Annotated in this window: 14 protein-coding genes and 1 pseudogene; 4 read left to right on the forward strand and 11 right to left on the reverse strand. The window is 60.9% G+C overall.

Annotated elements, in window-relative coordinates; genetic code table 11:
- Positions 1–136: 136 nt before the first annotated feature.
- The 6 genes from HX875_RS14655 to HX875_RS14680 all read right to left on the reverse strand — a co-directional run bounded on the left by HX875_RS14655 (position 137) and on the right by HX875_RS14680 (position 5,453).
- Entirely contained in the window at positions 137–880 is a 744-nt protein-coding gene (locus HX875_RS14655; protein WP_177043714.1) for a hypothetical protein, read from the reverse strand.
- Between the two features lie 63 nt (positions 881–943).
- On the reverse strand, positions 944–1,324 hold the full coding sequence (locus tag HX875_RS14660; protein WP_003213288.1) for a RidA family protein: 381 nt from the start codon (positions 1,322–1,324) through the stop codon (positions 944–946).
- Positions 1,325–1,360: 36 nt separating this feature from the next.
- Complete coding sequence (gene spoT / locus HX875_RS14665; protein ID WP_008439435.1) at positions 1,361–3,466, reverse strand: bifunctional GTP diphosphokinase/guanosine-3',5'-bis pyrophosphate 3'-pyrophosphohydrolase; 2,106 nt, start codon at positions 3,464–3,466, stop codon at positions 1,361–1,363.
- Between the two features lie 60 nt (positions 3,467–3,526).
- Complete coding sequence (rpoZ, locus tag HX875_RS14670; RefSeq protein WP_003176920.1) at positions 3,527–3,790, reverse strand: DNA-directed RNA polymerase subunit omega; 264 nt, start codon at positions 3,788–3,790, stop codon at positions 3,527–3,529.
- A gap of 167 nt (positions 3,791–3,957) precedes the next feature.
- Positions 3,958–4,578, reverse strand: a complete 621-nt coding sequence (gene gmk, locus HX875_RS14675) for a guanylate kinase (RefSeq protein WP_010168203.1) — start codon at positions 4,576–4,578, stop codon at positions 3,958–3,960.
- 11 nt (positions 4,579–4,589) lie between these two features.
- The gene (locus HX875_RS14680) at positions 4,590–5,453 is read right to left on the reverse strand and encodes a YicC/YloC family endoribonuclease (RefSeq protein ID WP_177043715.1); all 864 of its coding nucleotides are present in this window, start codon (positions 5,451–5,453) and stop codon (positions 4,590–4,592) included.
- A 216-nt stretch (positions 5,454–5,669) separates the two neighbouring features.
- Between HX875_RS14680 and rph the strand changes: the two genes are divergently transcribed.
- Together rph and HX875_RS14690 are read left to right on the forward strand one after the other, a co-directional pair.
- The gene (gene rph / locus HX875_RS14685; RefSeq protein WP_003213280.1) at positions 5,670–6,392 is read left to right on the forward strand and encodes a ribonuclease PH; all 723 of its coding nucleotides are present in this window, start codon (positions 5,670–5,672) and stop codon (positions 6,390–6,392) included.
- 22 nt (positions 6,393–6,414) lie between these two features.
- Entirely contained in the window at positions 6,415–6,783 is a 369-nt protein-coding gene (locus tag HX875_RS14690; RefSeq protein WP_088422066.1) for a DUF4870 domain-containing protein, read from the forward strand.
- A 58-nt stretch (positions 6,784–6,841) separates the two neighbouring features.
- On the opposite strand, the gene HX875_RS14695 is transcribed toward HX875_RS14690, so the two are convergent.
- Positions 6,842–7,621, reverse strand: coding sequence for an exodeoxyribonuclease III (locus tag HX875_RS14695; RefSeq protein WP_003195493.1), 780 nt, complete (start codon positions 7,619–7,621; stop codon positions 6,842–6,844).
- An 82-nt stretch (positions 7,622–7,703) separates the two neighbouring features.
- Between HX875_RS14695 and pyrE the strand changes: the two genes are divergently transcribed.
- Entirely contained in the window at positions 7,704–8,348 is a 645-nt protein-coding gene (gene pyrE, locus HX875_RS14700) for an orotate phosphoribosyltransferase (protein ID WP_177043716.1), read from the forward strand.
- 162 nt (positions 8,349–8,510) lie between these two features.
- Here the strand turns inward: pyrE and argB are convergent, their stop codons facing one another.
- From argB to coaBC, 4 genes and pseudogenes are all read right to left on the reverse strand, one after another.
- Positions 8,511–9,416 (reverse strand): acetylglutamate kinase, encoded by a 906-nt coding sequence (gene argB / locus HX875_RS14705; RefSeq protein ID WP_003213275.1) that lies wholly within the window; start codon positions 9,414–9,416, stop codon positions 8,511–8,513.
- A gap of 22 nt (positions 9,417–9,438) precedes the next feature.
- Positions 9,439–10,854: pseudogene (locus HX875_RS14710) on the reverse strand (phosphomannomutase/phosphoglucomutase); the annotation flags it as partial.
- A gap of 259 nt (positions 10,855–11,113) precedes the next feature.
- A complete protein-coding gene (gene dut / locus HX875_RS14715; RefSeq protein ID WP_003213270.1) occupies positions 11,114–11,569 on the reverse strand; it encodes a dUTP diphosphatase in 456 nt (151 codons plus the stop codon).
- A gap of 5 nt (positions 11,570–11,574) precedes the next feature.
- Positions 11,575–12,783 (reverse strand): bifunctional phosphopantothenoylcysteine decarboxylase/phosphopantothenate--cysteine ligase CoaBC, encoded by a 1,209-nt coding sequence (gene coaBC, locus HX875_RS14720; protein ID WP_010168193.1) that lies wholly within the window; start codon positions 12,781–12,783, stop codon positions 11,575–11,577.
- A gap of 130 nt (positions 12,784–12,913) precedes the next feature.
- On the opposite strand from coaBC, the gene radC reads away from it, so the two are divergent.
- The gene (radC, locus tag HX875_RS14725; protein WP_177043718.1) at positions 12,914–13,588 is read left to right on the forward strand and encodes a RadC family protein; all 675 of its coding nucleotides are present in this window, start codon (positions 12,914–12,916) and stop codon (positions 13,586–13,588) included.
- Positions 13,589–13,603 lie beyond the last annotated feature (15 nt).

Consider the following 13,603-nt stretch of genomic DNA (forward strand, 5'->3'; position numbering starts at 1 on the left):
AATGTAGGAGCGAGCTTGCTCGCGAAAAACGCAAAGACACCGCGTTAATTCAGGATGCTGGCGTTATCGTTGACGCCCTTCGCGAGCAAGCTTGCTCCTGCAGAAAAAAGGAGCCCGTGGGCTCCTTTGTTCTGTATCACTGTTTTTCCAGCAACCACTGCCGCGGTCCCGGGGTAAACGAGGGCACCTCGTCGGCCTGGGCGGTATTGATCGCCTGGAAGATTTCCAGTTGTTTGCCTTTGCGCGCAAAGATCCACGGGTTGCCCTGGCCGTTCAGTTGCAGCCAGATGCTGTCGTAGCCGCCGCTCATGGAGGCGCAATCGCCTGCCAGGCACAGCGAGTACTGATCGGCACCCGGCAGGCCGGTCACCTGGCCATTGGCCTGGAACTGCACGGTCGCGCCTTCGCCATTGCCGCTGCTGATCTTCCAGGTGCCGCCCATATAAGCGGCGTACAGCGTGCGCTCGAAGTTGGCGCCCAGCGGCGCGCCTTCGGGGGCAGGATCTTTGGCACGGGCGAACAGTTGCTCGGGCTCGTTATCATTGGCCCCTTGCAGCAGTTGTTTGCCTTTACGCTTGAGTTCGGTGGCGGAGCCACCGTAGAAATCGACACTCCAGGCGCCGGATTTTTCACCCAGCAACTTGCCTTCAGCTACTTCAAAACCGTTGTAGTAGCGGGCCTGGGATGCTTTGGTGTTCACCTCCCATTCGAGGTTCGGACCATAGCTCTGCAGGGCTTCACGCAAAGGGCCGCCCTTGGCTGCCGCATCGATGGCGGCCTGGTTGATCCAGGTGCCGCTCACATCCAGGTCGGCGGGATTGCTGGCGCAGCCGCCGAGCAGCAGGGCGAGCAACGAAGAGGCAACGAGCGCTTTGCGCATTACGAAATCCTTCCAAGAACCAATTCGGCGCAGCCTTCCCGTGGAAGCGCTGCGCCGGATGTTTTACTCGATGACCAGAATGGCGTCCATCTCAACCTGCGCGCCCTTTGGCAGGGCGGCAACGCCGATGGCGGCGCGGGCTGGGTAGGGTTGTTCGAAGTACTTGCCCATGATCTCGTTGACCTTGGCGAAGTGGCTCAGGTCGGTGAGGAAGATGTTCAGTTTGACGATGTCCTTGAACGAACCGCCTGCGGCTTCGGCAACCGACTTCAGGTTTTCGAAGACCTGGATGGTTTGTGCTTCAAAGCCTTCAACCAGCTCCATGGTTTTTGGGTCCAGTGGAATCTGGCCGGACATGTAGACGGTATTGCCCGCCTTGATCGCCTGGGAATAAGTACCGATTGCTGCTGGTGCCTTGTCGCTGGTGATAACAGTCTTGGTCATGAGGACTCCTTGTAATGGGCGGGGCTAAATGAAGAGCTAGGCGCGCATCCGGGTGATACGGATGACCCCGGTCAGGGCGCGCAGTTTCTTGATTACGCGGGCCAGGTGCACGCGGTCGTGCACGCTGACCACCAGTTGGACCACGCTGATGCGGCCATCGCGTTCGTCCATGCTGATTTTCTCGATATTGCCGTCGGCCGCGTTGACGCTGCTGGCCAGCAACGCGATCAGGCCGCGCTGGTGTTCCAGCTCGACCCGCAGCTCGACGTTGAATTCGCCGGTGACATCCTTGGCCCACGAAAGCTGGATGCATTTCTCGGGGTTGTGGCGGATTTCACTGATGTTGCGGCAGTTGTCCAGGTGCACCACCATGCCTTTGCCGGCGGACAGGTGGCCGACAATCGGGTCGCCCGGGATCGGCGTGCAGCACTTGGCGTAGCTGAGCACCAGGCCTTCGGTGCCGCGAATCGCCAGCGGGCCTTCGGGGCTTGGCAGTTGTTCGCCTTCGCCCAGCAGGCGGCGGGCAACCACATAGGCCATGCGGTTGCCCAGGCCAATGTCTTCCAGCAAGTCTTCGATCAGTTCCTGGCGGTACTCGTGGAGCATCGCCTGCACGCGCTCGGCCGGGATCTTGTCCAGGGAGCTGTCGAAGCCGTTGAGCACCTTGTTCAGCAGGCGTTCGCCCAGGCTGATGGACTCGGAGCGGCGTTGCAGTTTCAGGGCGTGACGGATGTGGGTACGGGCCTTGCCGGTAACCACGAAGTTGAGCCAGGCAGGGTTCGGGCGTGCGCCCGGTGCGCTGACGATCTCCACCGTGGAGCCGCTTTGCAGCGGTTCCGACAGCGGGGCCAGTCGACGATTGATCCGACAGGCTATGCAGCTGTTACCCACGTCGGTGTGCACCGCGTAGGCAAAGTCGACCGCCGTGGAGCCTTTGGGCAGCTCCATGATCCGGCCTTTGGGCGTGAACACGTAGACCTCGTCCGGGAACAGGTCGATCTTCACGCTTTCGATAAATTCCAGGGAGTTGCCGGCACGTTGCTGCATTTCCAGCACGCCCTTGACCCACTGGCGCGCGCGGGCGTGGGTGCCTTTTGGCTGCTCGTCGCCGGTGGACTTGTACAGCCAGTGGGCGGCGATGCCGTTGTTGGCCATCTCTTCCATTTCGCGGGTGCGGATCTGGATCTCGATCGGCACCCCGTGCATACCGAACAGCGTCGTATGCAGCGACTGATAGCCGTTGGCCTTGGGAATCGCGATGTAGTCCTTGAAGCGTCCCGGCAGGGGTTTGTACAAATTATGTACAGCGCCCAGCACGCGGTAGCAGGTATCGACCTTGTCGACGATGATCCGGAACGCGTACACGTCCATGATTTCGTTGAAGGCCCGGCGCTTGCCGCGCATCTTCTTGTAGATGCCGTAGATGTGTTTCTGCCGGCCGCTGACCTCGCCCTCGATCTCATCGATCGCCAGGCAGTGGCTCAGGGACTCTTCGATCTTGTTGACGATTTCCTTGCGATTGCCCCGGGCGCGCTTGACTGCCTGGTAGATGCGTGCGGAACGCATCGGGTGCATGGCTTTGAAGCCGAGGTCTTCGAACTCGATACGAATGGCGTGCATGCCCAGCCGGTTGGCGATGGGCGCGTAGATTTCCAGGGTTTCCTTGGCGATGCGCCGGCGTTTTTCGCCGGACAGCACTTCCAGCGTGCGCATGTTGTGCAGCCGGTCGGCCAGCTTGACCAGGATCACGCGGATGTCCCGGGCCATGGCCATGGCCATCTTCTGGAAGTTTTCCGCCTGGGCTTCGGCCTTGGTCTCGAAGTTCATCTGGGTCAGTTTGCTGACCCCGTCGACCAGTTCGGCCACGGTTTCGCCAAATTGCGCACTGAGCGCTTCCTTGGCAATGCCGGTGTCTTCGATCACGTCATGCAGCATCGCAGCCATCAAACTCTGATGGTCCATGTGCATGTCGGCAAGAATGTTTGCCACGGCAAGAGGATGCGTGACGTACGCCTCACCACTGCGGCGGCGTTGGCCGTCGTGGGCTTGTTCGGCGTAGAAATACGCTCGGCGGACCAGGTTGACCTGGTCTGGGCCGAGGTAGGTCGATAAGCGATCGGCGAGGGCGTCTATGCTCGGCAAAGTATTAACTCCTGCCGTTGGCTGTGACCCCGCGCCGTGCTACGTCGACCAGGCATAGGCTTAGACGGCCTCGTTGGACTCGTCCTCGAACGCTGCAAACAGCGGTTCGTCTTCAACGATTTCGGCGTTGGCGATGAACTCGTAGCTCATCAGGCCTTCAGCGATTTCACGCAGGGCTACAACGGTAGGCTTGTCGTTTTCCCACTGGACCAGGGGCTCTTTGCCGCCAGTGGCCAGTTGACGGGCACGCTTGGTAGAGAGCATGACCAGCTCAAAGCGGTTATCCACGTGTTCTAGGCAGTCTTCAACGGTTACGCGGGCCATGGTATTCCTCGGAGCGAATGCAATATGCGCGCTGCCCGGTTGGGCGAGCGGACTGAACAGTTTAAAAAATCACCAGCGTTTAGGGAAGCGCTGATTTTTCGCAGGCCATCGCAAACGCGCTACAAGTGCCAATGTAAAGCCCTTGCAGCGGTTTTGGGAAGAGCCAATCAGCCGAGCAGTTCAGCCAATAATTTGCCGAAACGCTGCTGCTGACGCTTTTGCTGAAGCTGATTGGTGCGGAAAATTGCCTTCAAATCGTCCAGGGCGTGGGCGAAATCGTCGTTGATGATCAGGTAGTCGTAGTCGACGTAGTGGCTCATTTCACTGACGGCTTCGCGCATGCGGCCTTCGATGATCTCGTCGCTGTCCTGGCCACGGTTGGTCAGGCGCTGGTGCAACGCTTCCAGCGATGGCGGCAGGATGAAGATCGAACGGGCTTTCGGCATCAGCTGGCGCACCTGCTCGGCGCCCTGCCAGTCGATTTCCAGGATCAGGTCGTGGCCTTCGTCCAGGGTCTGCTGCAGGTGGCTTTGCGAGGTGCCGTAGAGGTTGCCGAACACTTCGGCGCGCTCGAGGAAATCACCGTGCTCGATCATCTTCACGAACTCGGTGCGCTCGACGAAGTGGTAGTGCACGCCGTTCACTTCACCCGGGCGCATGGCGCGGGTGGTGTGGGACACCGAGATGCGGATCTGCTCGTCAGCGTCGGTCAGGGCTTTGACCAGGCTGCTTTTGCCCGCGCCCGATGGGGCAGAAATGATGTAGAGGGTGCCGGTGCTGTGGGTCATGTCAGGGTGCCTTACTCGATATTCTGTACTTGTTCGCGCATTTGCTCGATCAACACTTTGAGGTTGACCGCCGCCTGTGTGCTGCGCGGATCAAAGGCTTTGGAGCCCAGTGTATTGGCTTCGCGGTTGAGTTCCTGCATCAGGAAGTCAAGGCGCCGACCGGCGGCACCGGCCGACTTGAGCACGCGGCGCACTTCCAGGATGTGGGTGCTCAGGCGGTCGAGTTCTTCGGCGACGTCGCTCTTCTGTGCCAGCAGCACCATTTCTTGCTCAAGACGTACCGGATCCAGCTCGGCCTGCATGTCGGTGAAGCGGTCCAGGACCTTCTGGCGCTGGGTGGCAAGCATCTGCGGCACCAGTTCGCGCAGGGTCACCACGTCTTGTTCGATGGAGGTCAGGCGGTCGCTGATCAGGCGGGCCAGTTCGGCACCTTCGCGTTCGCGGCCGGCCTTGAGTTCCTTCAAGCCTTGGTTGAACAGGGCGAGGGCCTCGGCATTCAGGGCTTGCGGGTCGGTGGCGTCGGCCACCAGCACGCCGGGCCAGGCCAGCACTTCCAGTGGATTGATGGCGGCAGGCTGTTTGATCAGGCCGGCGATGGTTTCGGCGGCGGCGACCAATTGGGCTGCGCGCTCGCGATCCACTTGCAACGGCTTGCCAGTGGTTTCCTCGGTAAAGCGCAGGGTGCATTCCAGCTTGCCGCGGGAGATGCCTTGGCGCAGTGCCTCACGGACCGCGCCTTCGAGGTCGCGAAACGATTCCGGCAGGCGCAGGTGCGGCTCCAGGTAGCGGCTGTTGACCGAGCGCAATTCCCAGCTCAGGGTGCCTTGGACGCCGGCTTTTTCGACGCGGGCGAAGGCGGTCATGCTGTGCACCATGGAGGTACCTCGCGATGCAGTCCCGCAAACGCGCGGGCTGATGGGTAGATTGAAGCCGACAGGCTGCGAAGGCGCAGGATTGTAGCTCAACGGGACGGGTGGCCCCAAACAGTGGCTTCGCTGCCTGGTTTGTAACAGGATTTTTTAGCCGTGCCGATCAGGGCTGGCGGCTCTATAATGCTCGGCAGTTTTTCGTCCTCCGTACAGGTATCCCCTATGAAACGTCCAAGTGGTCGCGCTGCCGATCAGCTCCGCTCGATCCGCATCACCCGCAACTACACCAAACACGCCGAGGGATCTGTACTGGTCGAGTTTGGCGATACCAAGGTTATCTGCACCGTCAGCGTCGAAAATGGCGTGCCGCGTTTCCTCAAGGGCCAGGGCCAGGGTTGGTTGACCGCCGAATACGGCATGCTGCCGCGCGCCACCGGCGAGCGTAACCAGCGTGAAGCCAGCCGTGGCAAGCAAGGCGGCCGCACCCTGGAAATCCAGCGCCTGATCGGTCGTTCCCTGCGTGCTGCCCTAGACATGTCCAAGCTGGGCGACGTCACCCTGTACGTCGACTGCGACGTGATCCAGGCCGACGGTGGCACCCGCACGGCATCCATCACCGGTGCCATGGTTGCCCTGGTCGATGCGCTCAAAGTCATCAAGAAACGTGGCGGCCTGAAAGGCGGCGATCCGCTCAAGCAGATGATCGCTGCGGTGTCGGTCGGCATGTATCAGGGCGAGCCTGTGCTGGATCTGGACTATCTTGAAGATTCGGCTGCCGAGACCGACCTGAACGTGGTGATGACCAGCACCGGTGGTTTCATCGAAGTGCAGGGCACCGCCGAAGGCGCGCCATTCCAGCCGGCGGACCTGAACGCCATGCTGGCCCTGGCCCAGAAAGGCATGACCGAGATCTTCGAACTGCAGAACGCCGCATTGGCGGACTGATTCAACCCCAAGGAGCTACGCCATGAGTGACAGTCAACTTCCACTGCCGACACCGTCCAAGGAAGTTCGCCAGTGGGCGATGCTCTGTCACTTCGCGGCGTTCTTCGGGTTGATGTTCCCGTTCGGCAGCCTGCTGGGGCCGTTGATTCTCTGGCAGGTGAAGAAGGACACGGACCCGTTCATTGATGACCAGGGCAAGGAAGCGCTGAACTTCCAGATCACCGTGGGCATCGCCTGGGCGGTCTGCTTCCTGCTGGGCTTTATCGTGATCGGCTTCGTGTTGATGACCGTGCTGGTGATCGGCGCGGTGGTGATGACGATCATTGCCGGCATCAAGGCCAACAAGGGCGTGGCTTATCGTTATCCGTGGACGTTGCGGTTGATCAAATAACCACCGCCCACAAAAAAACCGACAGCGATGTCGGTTTTTTTGTGCCAGGAAAAAGACCTTAGATGGTCAGTGTCCAGTCGTAGTCCACGATCAGCGGCGCGTGCTGCGAGAAGCGCGGCTGGCGTGGCAGGCGTGCGCTGCGTACGAAGCGGCGCAGGCCCGGGGTCAGCAACTGGTAGTCAAAACGCCAGCCCAGATTCAGCATCTCGGCCTGTTCGTTATCCGGCCACCAGCTGTACTGGTCGCCTTCGCGGCTGACTTCCCGCAGGGCATCGACATAGCCCATGTTGCCGACAATCTCGTCCATCCAGGCCCGTTCCGGCGCCAGGAAGCCCGGGGATTGCTGGCTGTCGCGCCAGTTCTTGATATCCAGCTTCTGTTGCGCCACGTACAGCGAGCCACAGTAAATGTACTCGCGACGTTTGCGCCGCTGTTTATCCAGATAACGGGCGAAGTCGTCCATTAGCTTGAACTTCTGGTTCAAGTCTTCATCGCCATTCTGCCCTGATGGAAGCAGCAAGGTCGCAATGCTGACCTTATCGAAATCGGCTTGCAGGTAGCGCCCGTAGCGGTCGGCTGTCTCGAAGCCGAGGCCGCTGATGACCGCCTTGGGTTGCAACCGCGAATACAAAGCCACGCCACCTTGGGTGGGAACTTCGGCATCACAGGCATAAAGGAAGTAGCCATCCAGTTGGAAGGCTGGGTCGTCCAGTTCAAAGGCGGAGGCGCGGGTGTCCTGCAGGCAGATGACGTCGGCATTCTGGGCTTGCAGCCAACTGAGCAAACCACGCTCGACTGCAGCCTGAATACCATTGACGTTCACACTGATGATCCGCATAAATGGCCCCAAAAATCGCGTGCGTGTATGATACACGCCGTCTACCTAATTAGCTAAATCCGTGGTATCTGAGGCTTTTTTCATGCAGGCGTATCAACGCGATTTCATTCGTTTTGCCATCGATCGCGGCGTATTGCGCTTCGGTGAGTTCACCCTGAAGTCCGGGCGCACCAGCCCTTACTTCTTCAATGCCGGCCTTTTCAACTCGGGTTCTGCACTGGCGCAGCTGGGTCGTTTCTATGCGGCCGCCATCGTTGAAAGCGGTATTTCCTTCGACGTGCTGTTCGGCCCGGCCTACAAGGGCATTCCCCTGGCCGCCGCGACCGCCGTGGCGTTGGCTGAACATCACGGGCAGGATCTGCCATGGTGCTTCAACCGCAAGGAAGCCAAGGCACACGGCGAAGGCGGCAGCCTGGTGGGCGCACCGCTCAAGGGCGACGTGCTGATCATCGATGACGTGATCACTGCCGGCACCGCGATTCGCGAAGTGATGCAGATCATCGCTTCCCAGGACGGTGCCAAGGCCGCCGGCGTGTTGATCGCGCTGAACCGCCAGGAGCGTGGCAACGGTGAATTGTCGGCGATCCAGGAAGTGGAGCGCGATTTCGCGATTCCGGTGGTGAGCATCGTATCGCTGAACCAGGTGTTGCAGTTCCTGGAAGACGACCCGCAGCTCAAGCAGCATTTGCCGGCGGTCAAGGCCTATCGCGAGCAGTTCGGCGTTTGATCTGAAAGCCAGGCAATAAAAAAGCCCCACCCCCTGTAGGAGCGAGCTTGCTCGCGAAAAACTTAAAGACGCCGCGTTTATCCAGAATAAATGCGTCATCGTTAACGTTCTTCGCGAGCAAGCTCGCTCCTACAGGGGGTGGGGCTTTTAGTTTTCCAGTGCTTAAGGGCGCTTGCGATTGCTGATCAGGGTACCCACACCGGTGTCGGTGAAGATTTCCAGCAGGATCGCATTTGGAACCCGGCCGTCCAGGATCAACGAACTGCCGACGCCGCCTTGTACTGCTTCCAGTGCGCAACGGATCTTCGGCAGCATGCCGCCGTAGATGGTGCCGTCGGCGATCAGGTCGTCCACTTGCTGGGTCGTCAGGCCGGTCAAGACCTTGCCTTCCTTGTCCATCAAGCCGGCGATGTTGGTGAGCAGCATCAGCTTCTCGGCCTTCAGCGCCTCGGCCACCTTGCCGGCCACCAGGTCGGCGTTGATGTTGTAGGACTCACCGTTGGCACCCACGCCGATAGGCGCGATCACCGGAATGAAATCGCCTTTCACCAGCAGGTTCAGCAGATCGGTGTTGATGCCGATCACTTCGCCCACCTGGCCGATGTCGATGATTTCCGGCTGGGTCATCTCCGGGGTCTTGCGGGTCACGGTGAGCTTCTTCGCGCGGATCAGCTCGGCGTCCTTGCCGGTCAGGCCGATGGCGCTGCCGCCATGGCGGTTGATCAGGTTGACGATGTCTTTGTTCACCTGGCCACCCAGGACCATCTCCACCACGTCCATGGTCTGGGCGTCGGTCACGCGCATGCCGTCGATGAAATGACTCTCGATGGACAGGCGTTTGAGCAGGTCACCGATTTGCGGGCCGCCACCGTGTACCACCACCGGGTTGATCCCGACGGCTTTCATCAACACGATGTCGCGGGCAAAGCCGGTCTTCAGCTCGTCGCTTTCCATGGCATTGCCGCCGTACTTGATCACCAGCGTCTTGCCGACGTAGCGTCGAATGTAAGGCAACGCTTCGGAAAGGACCTTGGCGGTATTGGCGGCGGCTTCGCGTTCGAGGGTCATTCAGGGCTCCGGTACAAAAAAATCAGAACGGTAATTGGAGATCAGGGGCAACACGTTTCAACTGGGCGTGGAACACGTCCTTGATGCGCTGCAACTCAGCCTCGGAATCCGCCTCGAAACGCAGCACCAGCACCGGTGTGGTGTTGGACGCGCGAACCAGGCCCCAGCCTTTGGCGTAATCGACCCGCACGCCGTCAATGGTGGTCAGGTTGGCGCCTTCGCCCCATTGCGCATCGTGCAGTGCGTCAATGATGCTGAATTTGCTCTCTTCGGTCACATGGATATTGATCTCTGGCGTAGAAATATCATCCGGGAAGGTTGCAAACAGGTCTTCGGCGGTGGATTTTTCGTTGCTGAGGATCTCCAGCAGACGAGCGGCGCTGTAAATACCGTCGTCAAAACCGAACCAGCGCTCTTTGAAGAACACGTGGCCGCTCATTTCGCCGGCCAACAGGGCGCCGGTTTCCTTCATTTTCTTTTTGATCAACGAGTGACCGGTCTTCCACATTAGCGGACGCCCGCCGTATTCCTTGATCAGCGGCGTCAGGCGGCGGGTGCATTTGACGTCGAAGATGATCTCGGCGCCCGGGTTGCGTGCCACGACGTCGCGGGCAAACAGCATCAGCAGGCGGTCCGGGAACACGATATTGCCGGTGTTGGTCACCACACCGACGCGGTCGCCGTCGCCATCGAAAGCCAGGCCCAGGTCGGCGCCGGTTTCCTTGACCTTGGCGATCAGGTCTACGAGGTTTTCAGGCTTGCCCGGGTCCGGGTGGTGGTTGGGGAAGTTGCCGTCGACCTCGCAAAACAGCGGGATCACTTCGCAATTCAGCGCTTCGATCAGTTGCGGGGCGATCACGCCGGCCGCGCCGTTGCCGCAATCCACCACCACTTTCAGGCGGCGGGCGAGTTTGACGTCGCGGGTGATCTCGTCCGAATAACGATCGAGAATCTCAACCTTGGTGATGGTGCCGGCACCGCTGGTCAGGTCGTTGGTCTTCAGGCGGGTGTGCAGGGCCTGGATCTGTTCGTTGGCCAGGGTATCGCCGGCGATCACGATCTTGAAGCCGTTGTAGTCCGACGGGTTGTGGCTGCCGGTGAGCATCACACCTGACTTGCCGGCCAGCACGTTGGCCGCGTAGTACAGCGCCGGCGTCGGCACCAGGCCTACATCGCTCACATGGCAGCCGCTGTCGGCCAGGCCCTGGATCAGTTGCTCCACCAGCTCGGGGCCGGACAGGCGGCCGTCACGGCCTACGGACACGTTGGGCTCGCCCTGGGCCAGGCTCTGGGAGCCAATGGCACGGCCGATCCAGTAGGCGGTCTCGGCGGTCAGGGTCTTGGGGACCACGCCACGGATGTCATAGGCGCGGAAAATGCTGTCGGGAAATGACGGGGCGACTCGGGCTGCGTTGCTCATTGCGGGGGGGAACTCCATCTGAAAAGGGCGGGGCTGGCCTCAAGGGTGCTGACCGGCAGGCTCAAACTGAAGGGTAAGACGGCGTTTTTGGCATAGAGTTCGTGGTGCAAAAGTGCCATCGGCGCCGGAGCTCCGCCCTTTTGCCCGCCTAATGCCCTGATTTCACTGGGGAAATCTTGCTGATAAGTTCCGCGCATTCTTCATCCTGAAAGGCCATGCGTTGGCGTCAGGCCGGGTGAGGCACCCGGCCAGGTTCGGCTAAGTCAGTTCAGCTTAGTCAGTGGCTGCCGGAATGCCCGAAGCCGCCTGCACCGCGCTGGGTTTCGTCGAATTCTTCGACCAGTTCGAAGTGCGCCTGCACCACCGGCACCAGTACAAGCTGGGCAATGCGCTCGCCGACGGCGATGTTGAACGCGGTCTGGCCGCGGTTCCAGCACGACACCATGAGCTCGCCCTGGTAGTCCGAATCGATCAGGCCCACCAGGTTGCCGAGGACGATCCCGTGTTTGTGACCCAGGCCGGAGCGCGGCAGGATCAGCGCCGCCAGGCCAGGGTCGCCCACGTAGATCGACAGGCCGGTCGGAATCAGAATGGTCTGGCCCGGCTCAAGCACGGTGTCCTGCTTGAGCATGGCGCGCAGGTCGAGGCCGGCGGAGCCCGGAGTGGCGTAGGCCGGCAGCGGGAATTCGTTGCCGATGCGTGGGTCGAGGATCTTGGCTTGCAAAGCGTGCATGGAAATTAAACCTGGTTCAGCCGTAGGGCGATAAAAGAGATCAGTTGGCGGGCAATCTTGCCCTTGCTGGTCTGGGCGAAAACGGTAGCGTGCAACTCGCGGTCGATCACGCTGATGGCATTTTCCTCGCTGTTGAAGCCGATGCTCGGGTTGGCGACATCGTTGGCGACAATCAGGTCGAGGTTTTTGTCTTTCAGTTTGCGTGCAGCGTAGTCCAGCAGATGCTCGGTCTCGGCAGCGAAACCGACGCTGAACGGACGGTCTTCACGGGTGGCGATGGTGGCCAGAATGTCCGGGTTGCGGACCATTTGCAGGAGCAGGCCGTCGCCGCTTGTAGGGTCTTTCTTGAGCTTCTGTGGTGCAACCACTTCCGGGCGGTAGTCCGCCACCGCTGCCGAAGCGATGAACAGGTCGCAGGGAATCGCCGCCTCACAGGCCGCCAGCATGTCGCGGGCGCTGACTACGTCGATTCGGGTGACGCGATCCGGGGTCGGCAGATGCACCGGACCGGTGATCAAGGTCACCCGTGCGCCTGCCTCGACCGCTGCTTCAGCCAGGGCAAAGCCCATTTTTCCTGAGCTATGGTTGGTGATGTAACGCACCGGGTCGATGTTTTCCTGGGTCGGGCCGGCGGTGATCAGCACGTGCTTGCCGGTCAGGGCCAGGTGCTGGAAGCAGTCGGCGGCACATTGGGCGAGGTCGGTGGCTTCGAGCATGCGGCCCATGCCCACGTCGCCACAGGCCTGGCTGCCGGAGGCCGGGCCGAAGACCTTGAGGCCGCGGCTTTGCAGGAGTTGGGTGTTGGCCTGGGTGGCCGGGTCGCGCCACATGGCCTGGTTCATGGCCGGGGCGATGGCCACGGTGGCGTCGGTGGCCAGCACCAGGGTGGTCAGCAGGTCGTCGGCAATGCCTTGGGCCAGGCGGGCGATCAGGTCGGCGGTGGCCGGGGCGATCAGTACCAGGTCGGCCCATTTGGCCAGCTCGATGTGGCCCATGGCAGCTTCGGCCGCAGGGTCCAGCAGGTCGAGGTGAACCGGGTGGCCGGACAAGGCTTGCATGGTCAACGGGGTAATGAATTCACTGCCGCCACGGGTCATGACCACGCGCACTTCGGCGCCTTGGTCCAGGAGCCTGCGAACCAGCTCTGCGCTCTTGTAGGCGGCAATGCCGCCGCCGACGCCGAGAACGATGCGTTTCCGATACAGACGCTGCATTGGCTTGCCTTTCCAGTTCAGTGATGGCGTTGCGATGCCCCCTCCCCAGGTGAAATCGCACGCAAAAAGATGGCCTAAGATACCACAGCGTCCGCCATGCAACAGCGGCGCACATGCACACGGAGGTGGGATGAGTATTCGCGATTGGCCCGCAGCAGAGCGTCCGCGGGAGAAGCTGTTGGAGTTGGGCGCGGAGAACCTTTCCGACGCTGAGTTGCTGGCGATTTTCCTGCGTACCGGGGTGGCCGGTAAAAGTGCCGTGGACCTGGCACGTCACCTTCTGGCGCAGTTTGGCAGCCTGCGCTCGCTGATGGAGGCCAGGCAGGCGGTGTTCAGCCAGCATTTGGGGTTGGGGGCGGCCAAGTTCGCCCAGCTCCAGGCGGTGCTGGAGATGGCCCGCCGTCATTTGGCCGAGCGTCTGCGTAACGATTCGGTGCTGGAAAGCCCGGTGGCCGTGCGCGACTACCTCAAGGCGCTGCTACGCCATGAGCCTCACGAGATATTCGGCTGCCTGTTTCTCGACGCCAAGCATCGGGTGTTGGGCTTTGAGAAGCTGTTTCAAGGGACTATCGACAACGCCACGGTCTACCCGCGGCAAGTGGTCAAGCGCGCCCTGGACCACAACGCTGCGGCACTGATCCTGTGCCACAACCATCCTTCCGGCAACGCCGAGCCAAGCATGGCTGATCGAAAATTGACCAAGGTGCTGCAAAAAGCCCTGGAAATGGTGGACGTGCGGGTACTGGACCACATCATCGTGGGGGAGGGTGACCCGCTGTCGATGGCGGAGTATGGGTGGATGTAGGGGCCGGCATGCCGG

The organism is Pseudomonas yamanorum, from assembly GCF_013386765.1.
Lineage (GTDB): Bacteria > Pseudomonadota > Gammaproteobacteria > Pseudomonadales > Pseudomonadaceae > Aquipseudomonas > Aquipseudomonas yamanorum_A.